At 43.9% G+C, this 22874-nt stretch carries 22 protein-coding genes; 13 read left to right on the forward strand and 9 right to left on the reverse strand.

Going from position 1 to position 22874, the window contains the following annotated elements:
• Nucleotides 1-14 precede the first annotated feature (14 nt).
• Nucleotides 15-635 (reverse strand): DUF1648 domain-containing protein, encoded by a 621-nt coding sequence (locus IWT5_RS01965; protein ID WP_159459264.1) that lies wholly within the window; start codon nt 633-635, stop codon nt 15-17.
• A complete protein-coding gene (locus IWT5_RS01970; protein ID WP_089108277.1) occupies nt 625-906 on the reverse strand; it encodes an autorepressor SdpR family transcription factor in 282 nt (93 codons plus the stop codon). Before IWT5_RS01970 ends, IWT5_RS01965 begins: the two co-directional genes overlap by 11 nt.
• Nucleotides 907-1489: 583 nt before the next feature.
• On the opposite strand from IWT5_RS01970, the gene IWT5_RS01975 reads away from it, so the two are divergent.
• Both IWT5_RS01975 and IWT5_RS01980 read left to right on the forward strand, forming a co-directional pair.
• Complete coding sequence (locus tag IWT5_RS01975) at nt 1490-3841, forward strand: mucin-binding protein (RefSeq protein ID WP_089108278.1); 2352 nt, start codon at nt 1490-1492, stop codon at nt 3839-3841.
• Nucleotides 3842-4181: 340 nt separating this feature from the next.
• Nucleotides 4182-7574, forward strand: coding sequence for a mucin-binding protein (locus tag IWT5_RS01980; RefSeq protein WP_089108279.1), 3393 nt, complete (start codon nt 4182-4184; stop codon nt 7572-7574).
• A gap of 239 nt (nt 7575-7813) precedes the next feature.
• On the opposite strand, the gene IWT5_RS01985 is transcribed toward IWT5_RS01980, so the two are convergent.
• The 4 genes from IWT5_RS01985 to rihB all read right to left on the reverse strand — a co-directional run bounded on the left by IWT5_RS01985 (nt 7814) and on the right by rihB (nt 11691).
• Nucleotides 7814-8254: a MarR family transcriptional regulator gene (locus IWT5_RS01985; RefSeq protein ID WP_089108280.1), complete on the reverse strand. Its 441-nt coding sequence runs from the start codon at nt 8252-8254 to the stop codon at nt 7814-7816.
• 31 nt (nt 8255-8285) lie between these two features.
• Nucleotides 8286-9257: an amidohydrolase family protein gene (locus tag IWT5_RS01990; protein ID WP_159459265.1), complete on the reverse strand. Its 972-nt coding sequence runs from the start codon at nt 9255-9257 to the stop codon at nt 8286-8288.
• 255 nt (nt 9258-9512) lie between these two features.
• Nucleotides 9513-10739 carry a NupC/NupG family nucleoside CNT transporter gene (locus IWT5_RS01995; RefSeq protein ID WP_089108282.1) on the reverse strand — a complete coding sequence of 409 codons (1227 nt, stop codon included), beginning with the start codon at nt 10737-10739 and terminating at the stop codon, nt 9513-9515.
• 19 nt (nt 10740-10758) lie between these two features.
• The gene (gene rihB, locus IWT5_RS02000) at nt 10759-11691 is read right to left on the reverse strand and encodes a ribosylpyrimidine nucleosidase (protein ID WP_089108283.1); all 933 of its coding nucleotides are present in this window, start codon (nt 11689-11691) and stop codon (nt 10759-10761) included.
• A 119-nt stretch (nt 11692-11810) separates the two neighbouring features.
• On the opposite strand from rihB, the gene yeiL reads away from it, so the two are divergent.
• The 5 genes from yeiL (at nt 11811) to IWT5_RS02015 (ending at nt 14202) form a co-directional block, all read left to right on the forward strand.
• Nucleotides 11811-12491 carry a transcriptional regulator YeiL gene (gene yeiL / locus IWT5_RS02005; RefSeq protein ID WP_089108284.1) on the forward strand — a complete coding sequence of 227 codons (681 nt, stop codon included), beginning with the start codon at nt 11811-11813 and terminating at the stop codon, nt 12489-12491.
• Between the two features lie 111 nt (nt 12492-12602).
• Complete coding sequence (locus IWT5_RS12445) at nt 12603-12752, forward strand: putative holin-like toxin (protein WP_369688564.1); 150 nt, start codon at nt 12603-12605, stop codon at nt 12750-12752.
• A 397-nt stretch (nt 12753-13149) separates the two neighbouring features.
• Entirely contained in the window at nt 13150-13599 is a 450-nt protein-coding gene (locus tag IWT5_RS02010; RefSeq protein ID WP_159459266.1) for a MarR family winged helix-turn-helix transcriptional regulator, read from the forward strand.
• 147 nt (nt 13600-13746) lie between these two features.
• Nucleotides 13747-13911 carry a hypothetical protein gene (locus IWT5_RS12165; RefSeq protein WP_159459267.1) on the forward strand — a complete coding sequence of 55 codons (165 nt, stop codon included), beginning with the start codon at nt 13747-13749 and terminating at the stop codon, nt 13909-13911.
• A 30-nt stretch (nt 13912-13941) separates the two neighbouring features.
• Nucleotides 13942-14202: a helix-turn-helix domain-containing protein gene (locus tag IWT5_RS02015; RefSeq protein ID WP_089108286.1), complete on the forward strand. Its 261-nt coding sequence runs from the start codon at nt 13942-13944 to the stop codon at nt 14200-14202.
• 214 nt (nt 14203-14416) lie between these two features.
• On the opposite strand, the gene IWT5_RS02020 is transcribed toward IWT5_RS02015, so the two are convergent.
• Nucleotides 14417-17098, reverse strand: a complete 2682-nt coding sequence (locus IWT5_RS02020; RefSeq protein ID WP_089108287.1) for a BspA family leucine-rich repeat surface protein — start codon at nt 17096-17098, stop codon at nt 14417-14419.
• A gap of 285 nt (nt 17099-17383) precedes the next feature.
• On the opposite strand from IWT5_RS02020, the gene IWT5_RS02025 reads away from it, so the two are divergent.
• From IWT5_RS02025 to IWT5_RS02050, 6 genes are all read left to right on the forward strand, one after another.
• Nucleotides 17384-17797 carry a cupin domain-containing protein gene (locus IWT5_RS02025; protein ID WP_089108288.1) on the forward strand — a complete coding sequence of 138 codons (414 nt, stop codon included), beginning with the start codon at nt 17384-17386 and terminating at the stop codon, nt 17795-17797.
• Nucleotides 17798-17800: 3 nt separating this feature from the next.
• A complete protein-coding gene (locus IWT5_RS02030; protein ID WP_089108289.1) occupies nt 17801-18121 on the forward strand; it encodes a carboxymuconolactone decarboxylase family protein in 321 nt (106 codons plus the stop codon).
• Nucleotides 18122-18304: 183 nt separating this feature from the next.
• Nucleotides 18305-19186, forward strand: a complete 882-nt coding sequence (locus IWT5_RS02035) for a LysR family transcriptional regulator (protein WP_089108290.1) — start codon at nt 18305-18307, stop codon at nt 19184-19186.
• Between the two features lie 80 nt (nt 19187-19266).
• Complete coding sequence (locus IWT5_RS02040; RefSeq protein WP_089108291.1) at nt 19267-19566, forward strand: LasU family protein; 300 nt, start codon at nt 19267-19269, stop codon at nt 19564-19566.
• Nucleotides 19567-19598: 32 nt separating this feature from the next.
• Nucleotides 19599-20285: a class I SAM-dependent methyltransferase gene (locus IWT5_RS02045; RefSeq protein ID WP_089108292.1), complete on the forward strand. Its 687-nt coding sequence runs from the start codon at nt 19599-19601 to the stop codon at nt 20283-20285.
• Nucleotides 20286-20382: 97 nt separating this feature from the next.
• Nucleotides 20383-21006, forward strand: a complete 624-nt coding sequence (locus IWT5_RS02050) for an HAD family hydrolase (protein ID WP_159459268.1) — start codon at nt 20383-20385, stop codon at nt 21004-21006.
• 93 nt (nt 21007-21099) lie between these two features.
• Here the strand turns inward: IWT5_RS02050 and IWT5_RS02055 are convergent, their stop codons facing one another.
• Nucleotides 21100-22077, reverse strand: coding sequence for a serine hydrolase (locus IWT5_RS02055; protein WP_089108294.1), 978 nt, complete (start codon nt 22075-22077; stop codon nt 21100-21102).
• Nucleotides 22058-22780, reverse strand: a complete 723-nt coding sequence (locus IWT5_RS02060) for a hypothetical protein (RefSeq protein WP_089108295.1) — start codon at nt 22778-22780, stop codon at nt 22058-22060. Before IWT5_RS02060 ends, IWT5_RS02055 begins: the two co-directional genes overlap by 20 nt.
• Nucleotides 22781-22874: the final 94 nt, after the last annotated feature.

Raw genomic sequence — 22874 nt, forward strand, 5'->3', positions numbered from 1 at the left:
GGTTATTCGGCACCTCAGTTAGCAGCTTTGTGATAACTTATCATCATCAGGACCAGCAAACTAATAATGAAAAGGACCAAAACAATGACCGTCACGATTGGTGGGAAAAATAGACTTAACAGTGTCAAAACGCCAAATAATACGAGACAATACCCCGTTGACCGTAAGTCACTTTGCGTATTCGCCTTTCCAAGATGAAAACCGCCTTTGTTCACACTTTCAGGTGGAACCGTTGGTAAATAGTTGCCGATAAAGATCAAAAGACCAGCCACCATAATCACCGTCCACAAACGAATATCAATTGTCTCACCTAAACCGTACCGAATCGTAATCGTGTAAGCTACAATTGTAATCACTGGAAAAATCCAGGCAACAACCCGTTCCATTCGTGGCGCTGAGTGCCCTTTAGCGCTGGCATGATAGGTTGCGCCAACTGTCACTAAATGTATCAGTAACATCAAAATAGGCAGTCCGAAAACCACCATCGACCGTACCATCCATCCGTTAGGCTGATTATCAAATCCCCAGTGCGTGACCATTCGCACTGGTAACTGGTCATAAACACTCACACCATATAAGATTGGGGCTAAAATAACCAAACTTGTCACTAATAGTGAACGCCATTTATTTTTCATCATCGCCATTCCCCTTCCCTAAACTATAAATCCAAGTCAACACGTCTTCGAAAACACTAGCGTTCAAATCATAGTAAATATAATTTTTTTCTTTTCGTTCCGTAATTAACCCTGCCTGCTTAAGTAGCTTTAAATGGTAGGAAACCGTAGCCTGCTTCAAATCAAACCGGGCCGCAATCTCACCTGCGGCATACGATTTGACCTTTAGTAACTCCAGAATCTGCCGGCGAACGGGATCTGAAATTGCCTTTAACGTCTCACTCATCGCCATATGCATCAGTCCAATCTATTTCGATTAATTTCTAAATAGATATTATCATGTTGCAGTCGAAAAAGCCACAACTATTTCGAATTAATTCTAAATAGGTTCAAAATCTAGTCAAGTGTTTGCTTTAGCCATCACTAGTTAATCATCAAGATATAGCACAAAAAAGTAAGTGGCTGCGACCCTAGGTTCAGAGTCACAGCCACTTACTGCTTGATAAATTACTATCAAGATTAATATACCACTATTTCGAAAAGGTACCAGTAATTTAAGTTAAAACAATCATGTACACTGATTATAAATATTAGAATGATTCTTACTTAATCTTTAATGGCATCTAACTTATTCATCTATTATCACCTTCACTTTTTCTTTACTCATTTAGCTTAACTATACAAGTGTCAAGACTTGTAGCTTCTTTATTGAACAGTCAATCTTTATTTATTAGTTTTTACTTTATTAATCCATTAAAATGGGCATTTTAAGTCTTGTGAAAACAGATACTTGTGTTACTATGTTCTTGGAGGAATAATCTAACCAGTCAACTTCTAGTTTGGTTTCGTTCAAAAAAGGAGAGGATGATTTTACGATGTCAAGGAATAATTTGAATTCACCATTCACTGAAAAAAAGTATCATGTTCGTCTTTATAAGCAAGGTAAACACTGGGTAGCGATGGGCGTTACTCTGGCTACACTTGCCGGAATCTCGTTTACGGTTGGCGATACTGCTAGCGCAGCAGAGACTAATACTGGTGACACCACTCCTACGGTGAGTGAGAATACCTCGCCAGCAGACTCGAATACCGCGACACTGCGAACAACTAGCAGCACACCAGCACCTACTCCGGCAAAGCCGACTGACGCAGCCATTAGCAATAATCAAAGCGATACTCCTTCAGCCAATCCGGTAACCACACCGGATGCTCAAGTTCAAATCGTTACAACTACTGATACGACTGGGAAAGCATCTACTGACCCAAGTCATACTGGAGCTAACACGTTATCGACCACTGTGACAGGTAATCAGGTGCAAGATAATTTTTCGACTGGTGGCAGTAGAAGAGGCCCAGACGGATTCACACCGATTGGGACAGATAAGAATCACCCGGTTGAAGAACTGAAATCTCCTTCGATAGATGCATCCGGATTTGCAATTTTAGCTGACCCAACATATAAAAACATTCAAGATCCAAATGAAAAATACGTAGAAGATGGTGCGGTTGTGGCAAACGGGGCTGTTAACTTCAACACAAATTTCCACTTAAACGCTACGGTCAACGTTAAATGGGACCCATCAATGAATGACTGGCTCGGCGGTGACGGCATGGCCGTTTCCTTCCAGCCAGTTAACACAGAAACGGCTTTACTGAAGGGTGTTCAAGGCAGCGGAATGGGGTTAGTTGCTAACCAGCCTGGTACCATCAGCTACATTATTTCAACTAACGCCTTGGGCAATTCCCCACAAAACAAGGCCAAAAGTCCTAACTGGGTCATTTACCCATCTGGATCTGATACGACTCAAGCAACTGGAGATGTTTTTGACACCGGTATTAAAGTGCCTCAAGGTGGAACAACTGGCGAAATTAGTTACACCTTTGATGTCTCTTACACCGCTGATTCAAAAGAATTAACAACTAATATTTTCAAAGATTCACAACTGGTTCACACCTTCAACCAAACCATTACGAATGATCAAATCGGGCAAAACTACGTACTGGGTATCTCTGCTTCCACGGCCGATTCGATGGCACTTTATACCGCGAAAATTAACAGCTATACCTACGTTCCAGCTAACGCGCAATTAACAATCAAAAGCAACGCTGGTTTCGAACAAACCGGTATTGTCGGAACACCGGGACAAGTGATTGCCTTTTACAATGCTGGCACTCCAGCACCAACAACTGATCTTGATGGTAACCTAGTTTCTGTTGCTTATACCGTTCCTACTGTACCGGGCTCCAGCTTACTCGCACCCGTGTTTAAAACTTTGACTGCTGGCGGTGTCAACGTCGTTACATTAAATTACAAAGTTGATGATCAAAAGATCAACGTTCAGTTCGTTGATAACGATGGTAACAGCTTAGGCGAGGTTCAGTTAACTGGACCATCCGACGGCAATGTTGACTATCAACCTGTCTTTGACCTGCAGCAATCGTTACTAGCTAAAGGGTACACACTGGTTGGTCCGAATAAATTTAATTTAAAGGGTAATGGAAACGATCTTATTCACGCTACGAAGACCTTTGACCAGGATACCAGTACCACCCCAACCTATGTGGTGGTATTAAGCAAGGTCAATAACGTTAAAGTAACGGCAACCATCGTCCCTGTTGGCGCTGATGGTCAACCAATTCCTAACACCACTCCTATCACGGTTCACGATTTCCCTGGCACGGATGAACCAGTCCCTGTGATTCCTGGTTACACTACAACTACTCAGAAAGTCACGATTCCGGCAACCCCAGATGGTGTCATCCCGGTTCTTTATACGCGCGACAGCAGTACGGGGACTGGTGTTGATAATCCACCAACTGGCCCTAGTGAACAACCGACTACGCCTACTGGACCTACTGATACAACACCTGTTCCAACCGATACAACTACTGATACACCACAGCAAACCGTGACCACCCCTCAAACCACTACTGAATCCGACCAAGATTCTACGCCAGGTTCTGGTACAAGTTCGACAACAAGTCATGGCACCGCGATGACTGGATCACAATCTGCAACTAGCGGTTCAGCGACTACTACACAACCCAACACCGCTGCACCATCTCAATTCTCAAGCGGCACTCAATCAGGTACTATTCAGAGTAATCAGTTACCGCAAACTAATGAACAAGCAGAACAGGTAAAGTCTGCCTCTATATTGGGCATGATCATGCTGAGTTTGCTGAGCTTGTTTGGAATCAGTAAGAAACGTTCCGACGTTAAATAATTGATTTGTCTTTAATAATCATGGCTTAATTCCCACAAAAACTGGGAATTAAGCCATTTTTATTTTCTAAATATAAGACACTCCCATAAAACGTTTAAAACACAATCATTCTTATGACTGTGTTCTAACAAACACACATCAACCTCTCAAAAAATATACACACTTTATTTATAACGAAGCGGCTGAAAGTCCTAGTGTATAAGCCTATAAATAGGAACTTATTTTTCATAAGCATTTTCAATTACTTTAAATACGCTTTGTGATATTATGAATTTTGGAGGGTAATAATCAACATTTTTTTGTAACGAGGGATTAAGCAAAAAGGAGTGGGCTATTTACTATGTCTAAAAATAACGTAAGATCACCATTTATTGAAAATAAGCATCACGTAAAACTATATAAAAAAGGTAAAAACTGGGTAGCTATGGGCATTACCATGGCTACCCTTGCAGGCGTTTCATTTGCACTTAACACTAATGCGAGTGCGGCAGAAAACACGGCTAATGAGCCAGCCTCCACGATTAGTCAAGAAACTTCAACGACACAGGCGACTGATACAAATAATTCGGCAACTTCTAACACTGGCGATTCGTCGACAGTTACCCCTGTGGCCGAGAATAATGTAGACCAAGAAATACAGCCAACCATCGCAGCTCAGAAAGCAGCGGTTTCAACAACAGAGGCACCTTCACAAGCGGTAGGGCCAACCGTCACTACGCCTGACAAATCAGGTGCAGCTTCCACAGACCCAGCCAATACAGGCAGCGATAACGATACACCGACTGTCGTTTCAGGAGAAGACGTTGCCAAGAACTTTGTTGCTGGCGGCAGTAATGGGACTACGACTCCCCAAATCAGTGGCAATACAGTGGATTTAACCAATCCAAATGATCCAACTTACGTTCAAAACGGCGCAGTTGTCGCTAAAGACGCCATTGATTTTACGAGTAACTTTAATTTAAATGCTACGGTAAATGTTAAGTGGGACAGTACAATGGGTAGCTGGCTCGGCGGTGACGGTATGGCCGTTGCTTTTCAGCCAGTATCAACTGACAATGCCCTAACTAAGGGTTCCATGGGAAGCTCAATGGGCCTGGTAACCAATGCTGACGGAACCATCAGTTATATTGTTTCTACTGATGCAATTGGCTGGTCGCCTAAGAAAGTGGACGGTCAACCTTTTCCCCAAGCAAATAACTGGGTGATTTACCAATCAGGCGCAGACAGCAGTCAAGCAACCGGCGGTGTTTACGATACAGGTACTGCTGTACCTTCAGGATCAGATAGTGGCAGTTTAAATTATACTTTTGACGTCGCCTATAAAGCGGATACTAAGCAATTAGTAACGAACATTGTTGATAGTAATAATCAAATCGTTAAAACTTACACCCGGACTATTGACGATAACCAAATTGGGAAGAACTTTGTATTGGGCGTTACAGCAGCTACCATGTCTTCAAAAGCTGCTTACAGTGTGACCATCAATAAGTATAGCTATGTCCCAGCCGATGCCAAACTCAATATCACCAGTAATAAGCCTAACGTTGCCCAATCGGATATCAACGGTACGCCTGGTCAAGTGATTGCCTTTTATCAAGAAGGCACAACCAAACCTACCGAAGACAGTAACGGTAATGCTGTATCAGTGGCTTATTCCGTTCCTGCAGTAGACGGTTATACACTCTCACCGCAGTTCATAACTTTAACAGCTGGTGGTGAAAATACCGTTGCGCTTAACTATGCCGGCAATCAAGTATCTAACGCCACCGTCACCATTCCTACTAATAAAGGTCCGCAAACAGTGACCAACGTTTCCGGCAGAGTCGGCGACACCGTTCACATTTCAGTACCTACCATTCAGGGTTATACTGCTGATAAGACAGTGGTAGATGCTACGGTCAACGCCGACAACACGATCACTGTCAACGGTCCCAAAGCAAAAGCTGGTGATGCTGGATACGTCACCTACACTGGTGATACGCAGACCCTAACAGTTAAAATCGGAAATACTGGTAAAGTCTGGACCACCACCGGTGCCTCAGATACCCCTACTAATTACGATCAACAGGCGATTTTAGCACTGGTACCAGATGGTTATACAATTAACAAGAATACGCCTAAGGATGTATTCGACACTATTTTAAAACAGTCCAATGCACTAACAACATTTGATCACGACACAACTAAAGATCAAACTTTTACACTGCATTTACAACCCGCTGAAGGCTTCAATCACACCACGACTACGCGGACAATTCACTTCGTTGACAATACGGGTAAGACGCTATCTCCAGACGTGGTTCAAACTGTCACTTGGGTCCAGCCAACTACTGCAGTATCTGGCGATCCCATTGATTCGTACTCCCCGATGGGCTGGTACACTGGTTTCACTGCCCCATCTATTGCGGGTTATACTGCAGACACGCCAAATGTCTCAGAGCTTAAATTAGCGAAGTCTGATGCGCCAGTAAATGCAGACGATATTACCGTCACCTACACCGGTGATACTCAAACTATGGTGGTACACGTGGGCAAAAAGGATTGGATCACCACGGGGCCTTCAGATAGTGTGATTAACTATGATGCAGATGCAATCCTGAGTCTCATTCCTAAGGGCTACACCGTTAGCGGTTATGCCTCCGCAGAAGACTTTGCCAACGCGTTGAAACAAGGTGGTCTCGATGGCACGACCATTGTGGGTCAGGCACCAACTACTTTTGACAGGGACACCGCAAAAAAACAAGAATGGACGTTACCAATCTCACCTGCCGAAAGTTTCAGCCACACCACAACTACGCGGACAATTCACTTCGTTGATAGTCATGGCAAGACCATCGCACCAGACGTTGTCCAAACCGTAAACTGGCTTCGTGTTACCGATGCCACTACTGACCCAACCCAAGGGGCTTATTCACCAATGGATTGGTACACCAGTGTTAACGCACCAACAATTGACGGCTATACGCCTGATAAAGCCAGCGTAGCCGCTGATTATCCAATGATTACCGATAAACCAGCAAACGCCACCGATATAACGATTGTCTACACCGGCAACCAAATCAAGGCTGACGTTTCGATTCCAAGTAACCAAGGGTCTCAGATTGTTACCAACGTCAGTGGTCAAGTCGGTGAAACCGTCACTGTTCCCGTTCCACCAATCAACGGCTATACCGCTGATAAGTCAACGGTCAGTGCCACGGTCAACCCAGACGGCACGATAACAGTCAACGCACCAAAGGATAAGCCTGGGGATGCCGGTTACGTGACCTATACCGCTAACAACAACGGCGGCGGCACTGGTCAGCCTGGCGACGATAACGGCAATCCTGGTAACACGGATAACACGCCGCAAACTGGCAATGAAACCTCACCTACTGACGAAACAACGCAACCAGGTACGGTTCCAACTGACTCAAACAATGAAACTGAGCCAACCCAAAATGAAAGTGGGTCGAAACCAGCATCGCAAAATGGCGGGCAGTCAGTTAATCAAGGGACAGCAGTTGGCAACACGCACACTGCTGCAGCTGATTCATCAGTAGCTGCAAGTAACCAACAAACAGCCACTCAGTTGTCGCATTCACAGGCAACTGCCGGCCAATCCGCTACTGGTCAGTTACCGCAAACTAACGAACAATCAGATCAAGCTAAAACAGCTGGCGTACTTGGCTTGATGATGCTGAGTCTATTGAGTCTGTTCGGTCTTAAGAGAAAAGAAACCGACGACAAATAATCAGTAGGCTGGACATCAAGCCAGAATAGACATAGCGAATTTTGCTAGTGTCCACCCCTCCAGGATTAGGTTTTTGAAACGTAGTCACCAAAAGGTGGCTACGTTTTTTTGATTGAATAAACGCTAAAAAGCACGCAGTTCGGATTGAACTGCGTGCTTTTTTATGAAAAATAGTGCGAGGATTGTTCGCCAGCACCAAAATAGATTGGCTTGAAGAGTCAACAATTCATTGCACAACCCTATGCATCAAGCTGCGCAATTTGTTTCAGAATTGCAATAAAGTCAGCCTGACTGACCCGGCCATCAGCAGCGTTTAAGCATTGGCTCAGCGCTTCTTCTTGACTATTCAATGCTGCCTTAATCTTAGGATACAGCGCTTCACCAGCAGTCGTCAGTTTCAGTTCATAACGCCGGCCATCATTTGGCGATTGCTGCTTATCCACCAACCCCAGCTTGGCTAATTTAGTGATTTCACGGTTAACGTTACTTTGATGGCGACTATCTGAACGCACTAGCTGATCTTGGGTAATCCCGGGATTATCGTGCAACTTTAAAATGAAGAAAAATTGCGCGTTGTTCACGCCAAGCGGCTTTAAGTGTCTTTCCAACACTCGAATGGCAATATTAGAAGCTGTGTGCAGCTGCTTACTAATCGTATCGTTATTTTTATCCGTAATCATGCTATCACTTCCTCGGCAGTATAAAATTCAATTACAGGTTAAACAGCTTTTCGGCAGTGCCATGCGCAATTGCTTCCCGCTGTTCTTCGGTAACATCCGCCTGTTCAAGGAACTCACGCGTGGTTGAGCCCGCCTGAACGTACGGGAAGTCTTCTGACCACATGATGTGATCCGCGCCCATTTCGGTGAGCACTAACTGCATTTGCGGTGCCGTAAACATCCCTGATGGTGACAAATAAACCTGACGCCGATAGTAGTCCGAGAACTTCAAGGGTAAGTCAGTGATCATTGGACTAAAACCATCAATCCGTTCCACGAACATGGGAATAAATTCACCCCAGTGCCCTGTCGCTATCTTCACGTTGGGATACTTTTCCAGCAAGCCAGCCGTGATAATCCGCATAACCTGAATACCGGCTTCCATGTGCCAGCCCCACATGGCGCCGGCCATCATATTGGCGCCTAAAGCGGAGTATGCCTTGCTATCATACAACATCGCTTTTTGGTCGTTAGAAATGACTCCGGGATGCAAGTAAAGTGTGGTGCCCAGCTTATCAGCAGCAGCGAAAATCACTTCAAACTTGGGGTCATCAAGAAATTGGCCGTTGATACTGCCGCTGATAATGCCACCCTTCATACCCAGCTTAGTCACGGCGTATTCCAGCTCTTCAGCCGCCTTATCGGGAACGTTAGCTGGTAAGGTTGCTAAACCAGCGAACCGGTCGGGATATCGGCTGATGTTTTCAGCCAAGGTTTCGTTTTGGGCACGGGCACCAGCAACGGCGTACTGGTCAGGCAGCACTTGCGCTGAATTACCGGCATCGGAAATCACTTGCATATCGATGCCGTTCTCCTCCATGTAAGCAACCTTCTGACTGAAGTCGACTAGCTTAGGCCTTAACTTGTCTTGCCACGGATTATTGTTTTTAACTTCTGAGTATTTCTTGAACTGACTGATGTTTTCGTCAGTGTCATAATGTTCTTCAACTGTAATTAATTTCATTATACATCCTCCTGTTGAAAGTCTGTGTTTAGCACACATTGTATGCATACGCATAGTTTTGTTTGAAATTTTTCAGCCATGACAGTTTATCAAAGCCGATTTCATCTTTGAATCAAAAAGAGTATAGCACAAATATATGCACACGCATAGTTTTGATCAACAAAAAACCATCCAGTTAAACTGAATGGTTTTTCGACATAGCCCGGTTAGCTATTTGGCGATAATGATTGACGCATTGCAAGATACGATTTTTGATTACCACACAAACAAGCCAACAAAGCCAGCTGATAATAGTGAGACGAGAATTCCTGAAAGTAACATATAACCCACATTTTTAGCGACTAAATCGTTCTTTTCTTTGTCCACCAACCCTTTGAAGGCACCGATGATCATACCGGTAGTCCCAAAGTTAGCAAATGAAGTTAAGAAGACGGTCAGTACAGCCCGTAAATGAGGCGTGTAGCCATTGATCACGTTACCAGCTACCTTACCCATGACAACGAATTCGTTAGTGACTAACTTCAGACCCATGTCTTGGGATAAAATCCAAGCATCGTGAACTGGGAAACCTAATAACCAAGCAAATGGGAACATGATAATACCCACGATATGCTCTAAGGAAAGCGGTGCCCAGATCAAGGCTAAGATTTTGTCTGCCAAAGCAGCCAGTGCAACGAAGGCGATCACGTTCGCCGTGATGATTAAAATCAAACGGCCAGCACCAAGGATCGAATCACCTAGGTAAGAGAAGAACGGTTCTTTTTTACCCTCATCTTCTTCGGACCCAACGGTGGCAATGATATCCTCTTCTGGTGCCACTTTAACTGGATTCAGTAAGTTAGTCACAATAATTGCATTGATGACGTTGATTGGCACAGCAGTCAACACGAACTGGCCAGGAACCATTTGCGTATAAGCGCCAAGGATCGAAGCGGTCACACAACTCATGGACATCATGGCTAACGTGACGTTCCGAGTGGCACGCATTTGACGTAATTGGCGACCTGAGATAGCCAGTACTTCGGTGTTACCCAAGAACATCATTTCAATAGCGAAAAATGATTCGAATCTCGGTTGGCCAGTGACGTAGGATAACCCACGGCCGACCCACTTGATGATCCAAGGCAAAACGCCAAAGTAAGTTAAAATATCAAACACTGGAACGATCATCAAAACGGGGAGTAACGCACTGGTGACAAAGTTCATCGACTTAGCCGAACCGCCGAAAGCTGGGGTGACCCAGTTTGGCAGTGCAAAGACGATCCCTTGGTAGGAAACTTCGACCAGCCAGTTGAAGCCATCCGCCGCTGCTTTAACGGCATCTCGACCAGCCGCAAAACTGGTAAAGAACCAGGCCAAAGCTAAGTTAATCAATAGCATGATGGCAATTGAACGCCAGCGGATATCGCTTTTCTTCTTTGAAAATAGGAAACCGATTACTAAGAAGATAATCAGCCCTACTAGATTAATCAGGACATACATTTAAATGTACCCCTCTCGATTATTTGTAAGTTTTGATGCATTCAGCAACTAAGTCGAAGAACCCTTTACGGTCAATTCCCTTACCGACCTTAGCGTTTGGTGTTTGCTTCAAAACGTTTAATTCGTCACAAACTGTCCGGCCGTAACATGGTCCACGGTTGATATCAACGGTGACGTACATGTCTTGCATCTCAAACAATGATGGATCAATTAAGTAACCAATAGTGGTTGCATCGTGGATTGGACCGGCTTCAAGACCAAATTCTTCAAACTGGGTCTTCAAGGTAAAGCGCATTAAATCACCGAATAATTTACCGGCTTTGTTACCAATGGCTTCCATCCGTTCGATGACATCAGGGGTACAAATGGTTTGGTTCGTTAAGTCTAAGCCCATCATGACGATTGGACGACCTGACTTGAAGACCACGTGAGCAGCTTCTGGATCAGCAAAAATGTTAAATTCAGCTGAAGGGGTAAAGTTACCTGTACCATAGGCACCACCCATTAAGACGATTTCTTTGATCTTAGGGATGATCAGTGGTTCCATCCGCATAGCAGTTGCGATGTTGGTCAATGGACCAGTAGGAACCAAAGTAATATCGCCATCACTAGCTAATAAAGTATCGATGATGAATTGAACACCATTTTCCTTTTCAGCAGTCCGCTTGAGTTCTTCAAAAGTTGGACCATCTAAACCGGTCTTACCGTGGACATTACCGGCAACGACTTGTTCGCGGACAAGTGGTTGGGGCATCCCTGGGTAAAGTTTAACGTCCATATCTAATAATTGAGCGACGTTCAACCCGTTATGAACGGTTTTCTTCAAAGTTTGGTTACCAGCAACAATCGTGATACCTAATAAATCGATATCTGGATGTGCGTACGCCATCATCATGGTAATGGCGTCATCGTGACCTGGATCACAGTCGAGAATAATCTTTCTTGCAGTCATGGAAAATTCCTCCTAGAGTTTAAATGTAAGGGTCTTGATGTAAGCCCTTACTTACAGATTGAATTATAGCCTGTGAATTGATACACTAAGTATGAGAAATCTCACACTAGGAGAAAATAATGGAAAAAATTGATGACGATGACCTTAAACAGCAGCTTATGACCCAGTGTCATTTTGAGTCTTTATTCGGCCCTAAACTGGCGCAGCATGCGGAATTACTGCATTTCAAAACTCAGGAATACATCGTGGAAAATGGCATCCAACCTGAATATTTATTTTATTTAGTTAAGGGCAAAGCCAAACTTTACGATTCGTTAGCTAATGGTAAAGATACGCTCATCGACTTCTTTACGCCGCCCTGCTTTATTGGCGAAATGGAATTGCTGGACGCGCAAAGTGAACCCTTTAGTGTTCAGGTGATCGACGATTGTTACTGTCTAGCCTTGCCAGTCAGAAAATATCGATCTCAGCTGTTAAGCGATCCCACCTTTTTACAAAACGTCTGCATCTACCTGTCACATAAAAACGCCCGCAACATTAAAACGGCTTCGCGCAATCAGGGCTTCACCCTGTCGCAGCGGCTGGCAGCCTTCATTTTACTCACCGCCCACAACGGCTACTATAACGAAAAGCACACCCAGGTCGCCGAGTACCTGGGTGTGTCATACCGTCATTTGCTGTTCGTTATCGCTGATTTTGTGAAAGCTGGCTACCTGCAAAAGGATCAGCGGGGTTACCAGATTGCGGATCAAAAAGCGTTGCAGCGGTTAGCTTGGGAAGTTAATTCTTCGGATAATTAGGCAATATGTTAGTTTGATACAATATATCACAATTTATATAATCCGTCACAATTACTTTAGGCAAATAAAAAGCAGCATACCTTATGATATACTGTTAGAGCAAAGAGTTTCATGGGTGGTGGCGTCAATACGAAAGTAGATGATGCCCATGATTTACAAAATCTACGAAAGATTCAGACTGTGTCAGTTTTTGACACTCTATCGTTGATGATTGCTTTTGCAACATTAACGATACTGATTGACCGCGGAAAACGTAAATAAGAAGCCACCCCTGTTAACTTTAGCCGGTTGACGGGTGACTTCTTATAGTTGTCTGTTACTAGCTACCGCCTTTGAAGCGGTTTGCAAGGGGATTGGTGCTTGAGCGCCAGTCCTCTTTTCATATTCATATTATAGCACAAAGGTGCCGAATCAGTGAGAGTTTGCCTATCTCCAATGCGCAATGTCTTTCGCATTCATATTACATAGTGGTAGGTACTGTAGAAGGAACCACGTGGATTTTCGAGATGGCTGCTTCATTTTGCCAATCAAGGATTACACAAAGCCCTTAAACTGTATCACCTTTCCAGTTTGCCACGTAATCTCCCACTTACCTGTTATAATAATAGTGAAGCAAGTTGACCCCCTTATGCCATTCAAAACTTTGAAGGTGAACGTCATGACGCAAACAGATTCTGGTGGCGACTTCGCTCAGCAGATTGCTCTTCTGAATTTAGTGATCACCACCCAAATTACCCAAAACTTAGCCCCTTACGAAGTTAACGCATCAAATTACTTCTATGTTATGAAAGTCGGTAAAAACCCAGGGATTAGTAAAAGCGACTTCAACAACTTAGTCCATTTAAATCACAGTACGATTACTCGAGCCATCAACCAGCTCAGTAAAAAGGGGCTGATTGAGCAATCGATTGACCCCGACGATAAACGGTCTACAAAACTGTTTCTAACTGACAAAGGAATGCGACTCAATCGCGGTATCGAACAATATATGCAGCAACTCAACAGAAAATTAATGGATCGTCTTGCGCCAAATAGTGACGAAACGCTCGCAAAGCTCGTTAAACTGCGTCAATCAATTGAATCGGATCATCCAGAACAAGAAAACTGAGTAAATAATTAAAAATTCGGGAGAAAAGTAGCACAAACTAAGTGCATTTGCACTTAATTTGTGCTACTATTTTGGTGATTTTAAAGGACACTTTCGTAGATGCGAACCCATTCTTTACCATGAATAGACACAGAGGAAGAGATTGATATGACAAACAAACGGATTAGGAAAAAGAAATTAAAAAAATTGATTCGAGAGGGATCACCACAAACAGTCAAAGATGCCTTAGCAGGCTACGTAGATCGGGAAACGTTTGATTCTAAAACTGATTTTCTAACGTATTTAAACTCATTGGTTACCGAATCGAGATAAGTTGATTGCTCTATTAAGGAGGTTTTGAAAATGTTAAATCGGATTAATCTAGTTCGTTATTATCATGAAACTGCTTGCGCTGACAATTTACGTCAGACGATGCCCTATTACCAAATCAGTGCCGACAAATTCGCACAGCAATTAGGGATCAGTACCCTTCAAGCCTTAGAATTACTTTCTCATAAGCGCCATCTAACTACCGCAATGGCGCAAAAAATTGAAAATTTGTCTGGTTTACCAGCTGAATTATTATTGAAATTAGACGCAGACTATCAACGGAATCCTTCCTAGTTTGATAATTTGCTAAAATACACTCACGCTATTTTTTGAATGTTCCCACCGCCGAAGTATTGCTAACTTTGGCGGCTATTTTTTTGCGCAAAAAGGGATCCCATTCCACTTGGAAATGAGATCTCTAAAAATTGGAACGATACTAAATTTTAAATCATGTTTCTAATCCCCTTCTTTGGTTTATGGTAAGAAGCAAACGTTCATACAAATTAAACTAATCTTCCTTGCGTTTCTTCATTCCCAAGCCCAGCACACCTAGTAAACCGATTCCCATTAATGATAGAATTCCTTGACTGTCAGGCTCATCCGTTTGTGGCAAAGTTTGTTTTTGATTCTTCTGTACGGAAGTCACCACTATACCGGACTTGGCTGGTGCAACGGTACTACCTTTGCCTACTTGGCTTTGAGGCTCAACCTCACCAGGTTCTTCACTCTCTGAAGCTGCTTTATTTGGTTGTACACGCTGGCCTTGTTCCGGCGTTGATGGTGTCGTATCACCTTCAGGAACAACCGTCGTTTCAACCGGATTACCCGGGCTCGTTTCAGATGTCGGTGTCTCACTTGGAATTGGCGTCGGTGTGCTAGACGTGTTGATTGCGGCACCTGGTGTGCCGTTTGTTCCCTCCGGTTTGTAAGTTAGGGTTAGGGCCAGCGCACTACCCTGCAATGTGACCGGTGTCTTAACTTGACTGTCATCAACGAGTGCATAGCCTGGGATCTCTGGTGCAACAATTTCTAGATGAGTTCCCTGTTTACCAGTCTGTGTCGTCATTACTTGCAAAGGATTTCCATTTTCATCAACGTACTTGACGGTTAAGATTGCTGGCAGTTCATTTTCATCCGGCACCTGACCAGTATTAGGCTCGTAAGTTAGCGTCAGTGTCATCACATTTCCCTTCAGAATGACTGGTATATTGGCCAGACTGGTATCCACTAATTTGTAGCCCTTAATATCCGGTGCAGCAATCTCTAATTTAGTCCCTTGAGTTCCAATCCTGATATCTGCTTTTTGAAGCACGTTTCCCTCCTGGTCAACAAAGTTAGTGGTCAATGTTACCTGCTGTTTACTTTCATCTAAACTCGGCAGTGTTGGAGCAACGTACATTTTAAATACGGTACCTTCCTTGCCTTCGGTAGATGAAGCCGGAAGCTGCACCTGTCCAGACTTCAGTTCAGAAGCAGTCGCGAAGTGGTAGCCTTTGGGCAGGACAAGGGAATCAGGTTTGGTATTCAGGGTAGTGGTGCCATACGGGTAGGTGTAAACATAATCGTAAAATTTTCCACCAGGAATAATCTGACCGCTGTTCACATCGATAAAATGCAGGTAATTAGTCACTGCTTGAGACCAAACATATTCTTCAGTACCTCCAGTTCCATCACCAGGATACATCGTTGTTAGAGTGCTTGCCAAGTAGGCACTTCCCTCTGGATTATATTCATCACCACTCGCAACAGCTTGCCAACCTGTACTGGTAGGCTGCAGTCCGAGCGTATTAACCGTGATATTATTTTTCTTAAACGCATCCAAACTTCCATCTGGTAACTGAGTCCCCGTTTTTGGAACCTCATCTAAAAGACCATCCGTCAACTTAACGTTTGGTCCCAACTTTAAGTCCCAAAGGTAAGGCATCATGTTTAAGAAATGACTGGTATTCGTCGCCCGTTTCATGTTCCACTTACTAAGATCAAGCTTCTGGACCGTAGATTGATCAAACATCCCCCAAAAGTCGGTCACGTTATCGACATTCCAATTGCTGACATCCAGGACTAACGGATCCTCTGGATTGACGGGTGCGTCTCTTCCTGCCCGTTCAAACATCGAGTTCATATTTGTCACGTGACTGGTATCAAAGTTTGAGACGTCAATATGCCGGAGAGCGTTGGTATCCACAAACATATTTTGCATATTCGTGGCTTTCGAGGTGTCAAAATGGCTCACATCAATTTCAGTTAATGCGCTTGCACCTTCGAACATCCCGTAAAAAATAGTGCCATTGCTGGTATCAAAATGACTAAGATCAAGTGTCGTCAACTTCGTATCACCATTAAACATCATGCTAAAATCAGTCACTTTTGACGTATTAAATTTAGTTGGGTCAAAGATAATTGATTCCAAATTAGGATCATTCACAAACAGGTGACTCATATTAGTCATTTGACTCGTATCCAATCCCGTTAAATCAATCGTTTTCACATTCGGTAAGTCACCAAACAAATGAATGTTGTAATTATCGTTATTTGACTTGTCTGATGCAACCACCCCTGCTTCAGTTTGAATTGATTTAATGTCCGCAGAATGATCCTGCCACGTATTTTGATCACTCAAAGTCCCTGCGTGAATCTGGAGATTACCATCTTGGTCAATATCCCAGTTAGCAGTCCCATCTATCCCGGTGGCAATTTCTGCTGCAGGAGCTATAGCCGTAATCACTTGTGGTGTCCCTGTCTGCTGATATTTCTCAGTTGCCGCAGTCTTGGCGTCATTCATCTGTGTCGCCGAAGCGTCTGCCACTAATGCGGTTACCTGCGCCTTCGCAGTACTAGCGACACTGCTTTCAATCTCACCATCACGACCAGCGCTGTTTACCAAATCTGTTCCATCAGTATCATTCGCCGTATCTTCTGATTGACTAACAATTTGAGTTGGGTCGCTGCTGACGCTTGTTTTTAACGTCACTTCATCACTTGGAGCGGTAGTTACTGCGTCCACAACATTAACGGCACTGTCTCGGGTTGACGGTATTGTACTTGCATTTGCATGAGTTGTCACCACAGCTGTTCCAACAACCGTTGTCAGTCCCATCGTTAACCATAATTTGCCACTCTTATAGAGTTTCTTGCGGTTTTTAATCGATTGTTGGTCCCGACGCAATTTATTTCGCATTTTTCCAGTCATGATTTGTACTTCTCCCCTCAGAACTTTGCCTACTGTTTGCTTATCCAACGATAACTGAGTCTTACTTGCAATAAAGATACCATGACTATGCGCGACTTAAAAGAATTATCTTTAATTTTTTTAAGCCAATTTCTCTGTCGTAAATTTCAATGGTGTGTTATACCTAAAAGGCATATCCGATATAATTACTAAGTATTTTACCTATGGCAATCTATCCTGTACATTATAAATAACAATTCTAGCCAAGTGCAGTCATCTCGACTGCGGAGAAAGGATACTCATTAAATGACTAATCATGAAAACAGCGTCAAAAACGGGATTTTTGGAATGGGTGATAAAAACGATGCCTACGCCCAGTACTTCGTCGGACAAAGCTATCTGAACAGCCTGATCAATGATCCGGCTGTGAGCGTGGGTGTTGGCAACGTTACTTTTGAACCCGGCTGTCGCAACAATTGGCACATTCACCACGACGGCTTTCAACTGTTACTGGTCACTGGCGGCGAAGGTTGGTATCAGGAAGCTGGCAAACCAGCACGGAAATTGCATTCTGGTGATGTGGTTGTAACCCACGATGGCGTGAAACACTGGCATGGTGCCACTAAGGATAGCTGGTTTTCCCACATCGCCATTACTGCGGGAACACCAGAATGGCTGGAACCCGTTTCGGATGAACAATACAACGCATTGGAGGATTAATCCATGACAAAAAAACAAACCGCTGGGCGGGATAATCTTGGTGAATTTGCACCGCAATTTGCTGCCTTAAACGACGATGTCCTGTTCGGTGAAGTCTGGGCGAAGGAAGACGAGCTTTCCGCCCACGACCGCAGCATGATCACCTGCTCGGCACTCATGGCACAGGGACTTTTTCCGCAATTGGAAGCTCACATGAAAATTGCTAAACAAAATGGCGTCACCAAAACTGAAATGGTGGCGCTGATCACCCACCTCTCCTTTTACGCCGGTTGGCCGAAAGCATGGTCTGCATTTGGGTTAGCTAAGACTATCTACACTGATTAATTGGCGAAATTGCATATAACAAACACTTTAATTTAGGTGCTAATGAACCGGTCACGAGACTCGTTCATTAGCGCCTATTTAGCATCCGATTGGAAAAATGATTGTTAATCCTGAACAATACCGTTATAGTAAACTTGAGATTAAATAACCATCGCTACTAATCAGATTGGGGGGGCATGACAAATGGAATTACGACTACTTGAATATTTTCTCGCCATTGACGCAGCCGGTTCAATTTTACAAGCCGCTGAACGTTTGCACATCACGCAACCCACGCTGTCACGACAACTTAAAGGACTGGAAGATGAACTAGGTGCCCCCTTATTCACACGAACCAATCACGACTTAACACTGACTGAAGCCGGATTATTCTTGAAAACTCGTGCGCAAGAAATCCTGACGCTCACCGAACAAACCGAGCAGTCTTTCATTGATCAGGGCAAACAATTGTTTTCCGGTAACATCAACATTGGAGCCGTGGAAGCCGACAGCAGCCACATGCTGGCGCAACAGATTGCCACTTTCACCAAGCAGTATCCAGCCGTGACTTTTGACCTATTCACTGGCACAAGTGACATACTCTTTGACCGATTGGACAAGGGCCTGATCGACGTGGCGCTATTGCTGGAGCCCGTGAACGCGGATAAGTATGAACATCTGGTTCTAGCTCACGCGGAACGCTGGGGCCTAGTGGTAAGTATCAATTCACCGCTGGCTGCTAAATCCGTAATTGAGCCCACTGACCTGCCGAATATTCCACTGATGATTTCAAGTCGCCCGCCAGTTCAGCAGTTACTGAATAATTGGGCGCATTTAACCAGTGATAATCTGCAGATTGGGAGTCATTTCAACCTCATTTTCAACGTCTTGCCCTTGGTTCAATTGAGAATCGGCGCGGCGCTGACTATCGAAGGGACGATTGATCCGAAAAATCACGCCGGTGTGCGCTTCATCCCGCTTTCACCACAGGTGCAGACTCACACCGTACTTGCTTGGCGCAAACATCGCCTACAAACGCCGATTACAACGGCGTTTATTGAGTCGTTCAAACCACATGCACTGTAAAAATATTGTTACTTGTCGCATCATCTGTGGCTTAGAGGTTCAACGAACCAAAAGGATGATTGAACCCGGAGGCGAACGCCATGAAAAAGATCCTGATTGCATCACCAACATTTATCCTGCTCGCAATCGTCATGATTGGTCTCTTAACACCTAATCCTAAACCAGAACTATGCGATAATCTGCTGGTTTTTGCCACTGTGGGCTTGATTGGTTATTCCTTCGCGGCAACCTTTATCTATGCCATCGCGCTGTCATCTCAGGGCCATGCCAATCAAAAATTAGCAGATATGCCGTTTGGCCGCAAACTGCTATTTAGCTATCTGCTGGCCGTTTTGGTGATTACAGTGGCAATCGTCATTTTCCTGATGGCACATCATTAAACAATCAAATCTAATTAAAGGAAGCGAAATGATTGAAGAAAGGTTTAGATGCCCCCTTAGTTCCCGTCTTGCTGATTGGCTTTGGCCTAGTTACTCTGGTCGCTACGCTGTTCTCGCAGGAGTGGATCAACTTAATTTTCCCCCTCATCTTGTTAGGATCAGGTGGTTTATATCTGCATACTTCTTTGGTTGGTAAATATAAAATCATCACGAGCGTGGTTCGTCAAATGAACCTGCAGCCAAACGCGCAAGTTTTAGATCTTGGCACGGGTCACGGCGCGTTTCTGATTGAAATCGCTCAGAAATTAAAGGTGCCTGGAAAAGTAACGGGCATCGATATATGGCATCAAAGCGATCAATTAAACAACGCTTTGGCAAACACGCAAAAACTCATTGACGCGCAAAACTTAACTGACGTCAGCCAACTGACTACCGCCAACATGACTGACCTGCCTTTTGATGACGAAAGCTTTGATTTTGTGGTAGCCAGCGTGGCCATTCATAACGTCAAACCGGCATCCGCGCGTTCAAAGGCCATCAGTGAAGCTTACCGCGTTTTAAAACCTGGCGGTGAAATGATCATTATCGACATTGAACACGTCGCTCAGTATCGGCGGACCTTGAAGCAGCTCGGTGTGACTGAGCTCACGGTCTCTAATGCCGGAGTAAACGGGATGTACGGCGTCATGATGACCAAAATTTTACGTGCCCGAAAATGATGAAGACTGCTATTATACCTTGAATGCAGTCAAACAGCGTGCAATACTGAAACTAATATCAGTTCATTTAGAAAGTTGGGTGAAGATGATGTATCGCATGATTAGTTTTGATTTAGATGGCACTTTGGCGGACACTTTTCCAGTTATTCTGGATTCTTTTCACAGCACGGTTCAGCATTTTACCGGTGAAACGATTGACGATCAGCAAATTTTCGATACGTTTGGGACTAACGAACAAGGGATGCTTCACAGTTTGTTGCCAGACGTACCGTTAGATACCGCTTCAGATTACTTTTATGACGCCTATCAGCAGGCGCATGAGCAGTTACGGCAGCCATTTCCAGGCATCGTAGATCTGCTCAAAGCTTTGACCAGCCACGGCATTCAAATTTCACTGCTTACTGGCAAAGGCCAGCAGTCATGTGACATTTCACTGAAAATGCTGGGTTTAACCGGCTACTTTAATCCTATCTTGGTGGGTTCACCAGAACGGAATATTAAAACCGATAACCTTAAACGGCTTGTGGCAACACAAAAGATCGCGCCGGCAGAACTAGCTTATGTTGGTGATGCAACCAGTGATATCAAGGCTTCCCAAGCTGCTGGCATTCAGTGTTTTTCAGCCGCTTGGTCACCCAGTGTTCAACTGGATGCACTCAAAGCGGTGAACGCGGATATTTATGAATCGGTGGCGGATTTGCGGAAGAAACTGCTGGGTTAAACATTTAAAATTTTGAACTAAAAACCGGATTACCCAAGAGGTAATCCGGTTTTATTGATAGTGTAAAGGTATCAATACATAAATACTGAAAAACTATTTTTGATTAAAGTTAATTCCATACAACGCTTGGCCCAATTGTTGCATGGCGCTAATTTGCTTGTTTTCAGTCCCATTTTGAGACAGTACCACAGCAACAAAGGCCTGATTGCCCTTTTTGACGATAGCCGCATCATTTTGAACCCCATAATCGGGAAATTCACCGGTTTTGTTATAGACGGTAGCCTTTTGATTGATCAGCGCCGGAATCTTACTTTGATTAGCGTTATATCTTAAAAGCTGCAACATTTCTGAATCATAAGGTGCCCCCAAAACGCGATGCTGGTAGAGTTTAGTCAACAGGCTACCCACATCCTTGACCGAAGTTTGATTATCTTTGCCATTCTTCAAAGCTTGATAATCCAACATTTTTCGCTGTAACTGCGTATCACTGCAACCTAGCCGTTTGATTTCACCATTAATAACATTAAGACCACCCAATTGATCAATCAGAGCATTAGTAGCTGAATTATCACTATTGCGAATCATCAGCGTGAGTAACCGCTGAACGGTGAGCTGACTGACGTTTTGTTGAGCGAGCTCACCAGTACCACCCACTCTGTCAGACTTAGAAATCTGAACGGCTTGATTGAGTGATAAGCGCCCCGCTTTTATCTGACGAAAGGTTTCAACCATGACAAATAATTTAATCACACTAGCGGATCGCTGCGACTGACTATTCATGATGACAGGTTGTCTGGTTTTTAAATTGGAGACGTAGACTGACGTGTCTCCAGATGCTGAGGTCACACACTTTTTCTCAGCCATTCGAATTTCTCGTTGCGTAGAATCTACTTGTGAAGTGACCTGGGAGGAACTTCTTTTAGCCTTAGCTTGGCTAGAACTAGAAGCGGCCTTGCTTGATGAGACTTTCGACTGTGCATTGCTGGCATGCCGATTGGGTTTTGAACAGCCACTAACACCAATAGCACAACACAACATTAGGCCAACTAATTTACTGAACCCAAACTTCATTGACTAGATCTCCCTTGTAGGACTTACCATCTGTCAAGACAGCACCGCCATCATATGAAGTGTAACCATAGTAAGTTTCACTTTCACCATTACTCCAAGTAACATCGATCTTAACGTTGGCGTTGATTGACTTCGTATCATTGGTACCCGAGGTTACATCGTATGATAGGACGCCACTTTGATTAGTTGCCGATATCGTGGCTACCCCATGATAACTGCTGCCATCGTTATTTTCCTGAACTACCGTGCCATCGGAATCAATGACTAAGTCGCTTTGCGGACGGTTTGAATCATAGTTATAAAATGAATAGTCACCCACAAACTTCGAGTAATTTGAGAAACTGTCATTCGTCTGCATATTGCTTGAGCCGTTATTGGCAGCGGCCTGGTTCTGCTTCTTACCCTGCTTCAGCAAAAAGGCATCGTTGCTCTTTTGAATTTGAAAGTATTCCGCTTTGAGTGAGCTGAAACCTTTTTTACTTAAATCGGTAATCGGGATACCATTAAGAGCTTTGTTGGAGTCTTGATAGTGACCATCCTCATTTAAATTCCGAGCCGTTTTAATAACGCCTTCATCTTCTGAAATCTTACTTTGATTCTTGCTGGAACTGCTAGCGCTTTGACTGGCTTGGGAACTCCCACAGCCTGCCAGACCTAGCGTGATAACAGTAAATAAGCTTAGTAAAACTGGAATTTTTTTCATCTTAATACTCCTTAGAATATTGATATATAATAATTAGCTAACTATTATTGTAAGCTAATCGTTTGGCCAAAACAATTTGATTAGCCAAATAATT

This window comes from Secundilactobacillus mixtipabuli, from assembly GCF_002217925.1.
GTDB classification, from domain to species: domain Bacteria; phylum Bacillota; class Bacilli; order Lactobacillales; family Lactobacillaceae; genus Secundilactobacillus; species Secundilactobacillus mixtipabuli.

What these genes read in the sequence shown, in the direction of transcription:
- IWT5_RS01965 (WP_159459264.1), bottom strand. Translation starts at nt 635, where the DNA reads ATGAAAAATAAATGGCGTTCACTATTAGTGACAAGTTTGGTTATTTTA.
- IWT5_RS01970 (WP_089108277.1), bottom strand. Translation starts at nt 906, where the DNA reads ATGGCGATGAGTGAGACGTTAAAGGCAATTTCAGATCCCGTTCGCCGG.
- IWT5_RS01975 (WP_089108278.1), top strand. Translation starts at nt 1,490, where the DNA reads ATGTCAAGGAATAATTTGAATTCACCATTCACTGAAAAAAAGTATCAT.
- IWT5_RS01980 (WP_089108279.1), top strand. Translation starts at nt 4,182, where the DNA reads ATGTCTAAAAATAACGTAAGATCACCATTTATTGAAAATAAGCATCAC.
- IWT5_RS01985 (WP_089108280.1), bottom strand. Translation starts at nt 8,254, where the DNA reads ATGATTACGGATAAAAATAACGATACGATTAGTAAGCAGCTGCACACA.
- IWT5_RS01990 (WP_159459265.1), bottom strand. Translation starts at nt 9,257, where the DNA reads ATGAAATTAATTACAGTTGAAGAACATTATGACACTGACGAAAACATC.
- IWT5_RS01995 (WP_089108282.1), bottom strand. Translation starts at nt 10,739, where the DNA reads ATGTATGTCCTGATTAATCTAGTAGGGCTGATTATCTTCTTAGTAATC.
- rihB (WP_089108283.1), bottom strand. Translation starts at nt 11,691, where the DNA reads ATGACTGCAAGAAAGATTATTCTCGACTGTGATCCAGGTCACGATGAC.
- yeiL (WP_089108284.1), top strand. Translation starts at nt 11,811, where the DNA reads ATGGAAAAAATTGATGACGATGACCTTAAACAGCAGCTTATGACCCAG.
- IWT5_RS12445 (WP_369688564.1), top strand. Translation starts at nt 12,603, where the DNA reads ATGGGTGGTGGCGTCAATACGAAAGTAGATGATGCCCATGATTTACAA.
- IWT5_RS02010 (WP_159459266.1), top strand. Translation starts at nt 13,150, where the DNA reads ATGACGCAAACAGATTCTGGTGGCGACTTCGCTCAGCAGATTGCTCTT.
- IWT5_RS12165 (WP_159459267.1), top strand. Translation starts at nt 13,747, where the DNA reads ATGACAAACAAACGGATTAGGAAAAAGAAATTAAAAAAATTGATTCGA.
- IWT5_RS02015 (WP_089108286.1), top strand. Translation starts at nt 13,942, where the DNA reads ATGTTAAATCGGATTAATCTAGTTCGTTATTATCATGAAACTGCTTGC.
- IWT5_RS02020 (WP_089108287.1), bottom strand. Translation starts at nt 17,098, where the DNA reads ATGACTGGAAAAATGCGAAATAAATTGCGTCGGGACCAACAATCGATT.
- IWT5_RS02025 (WP_089108288.1), top strand. Translation starts at nt 17,384, where the DNA reads ATGACTAATCATGAAAACAGCGTCAAAAACGGGATTTTTGGAATGGGT.
- IWT5_RS02030 (WP_089108289.1), top strand. Translation starts at nt 17,801, where the DNA reads ATGACAAAAAAACAAACCGCTGGGCGGGATAATCTTGGTGAATTTGCA.
- IWT5_RS02035 (WP_089108290.1), top strand. Translation starts at nt 18,305, where the DNA reads ATGGAATTACGACTACTTGAATATTTTCTCGCCATTGACGCAGCCGGT.
- IWT5_RS02040 (WP_089108291.1), top strand. Translation starts at nt 19,267, where the DNA reads ATGAAAAAGATCCTGATTGCATCACCAACATTTATCCTGCTCGCAATC.
- IWT5_RS02050 (WP_159459268.1), top strand. Translation starts at nt 20,383, where the DNA reads ATGATTAGTTTTGATTTAGATGGCACTTTGGCGGACACTTTTCCAGTT.
- IWT5_RS02055 (WP_089108294.1), bottom strand. Translation starts at nt 22,077, where the DNA reads ATGAAGTTTGGGTTCAGTAAATTAGTTGGCCTAATGTTGTGTTGTGCT.
- IWT5_RS02060 (WP_089108295.1), bottom strand. Translation starts at nt 22,780, where the DNA reads ATGAAAAAAATTCCAGTTTTACTAAGCTTATTTACTGTTATCACGCTA.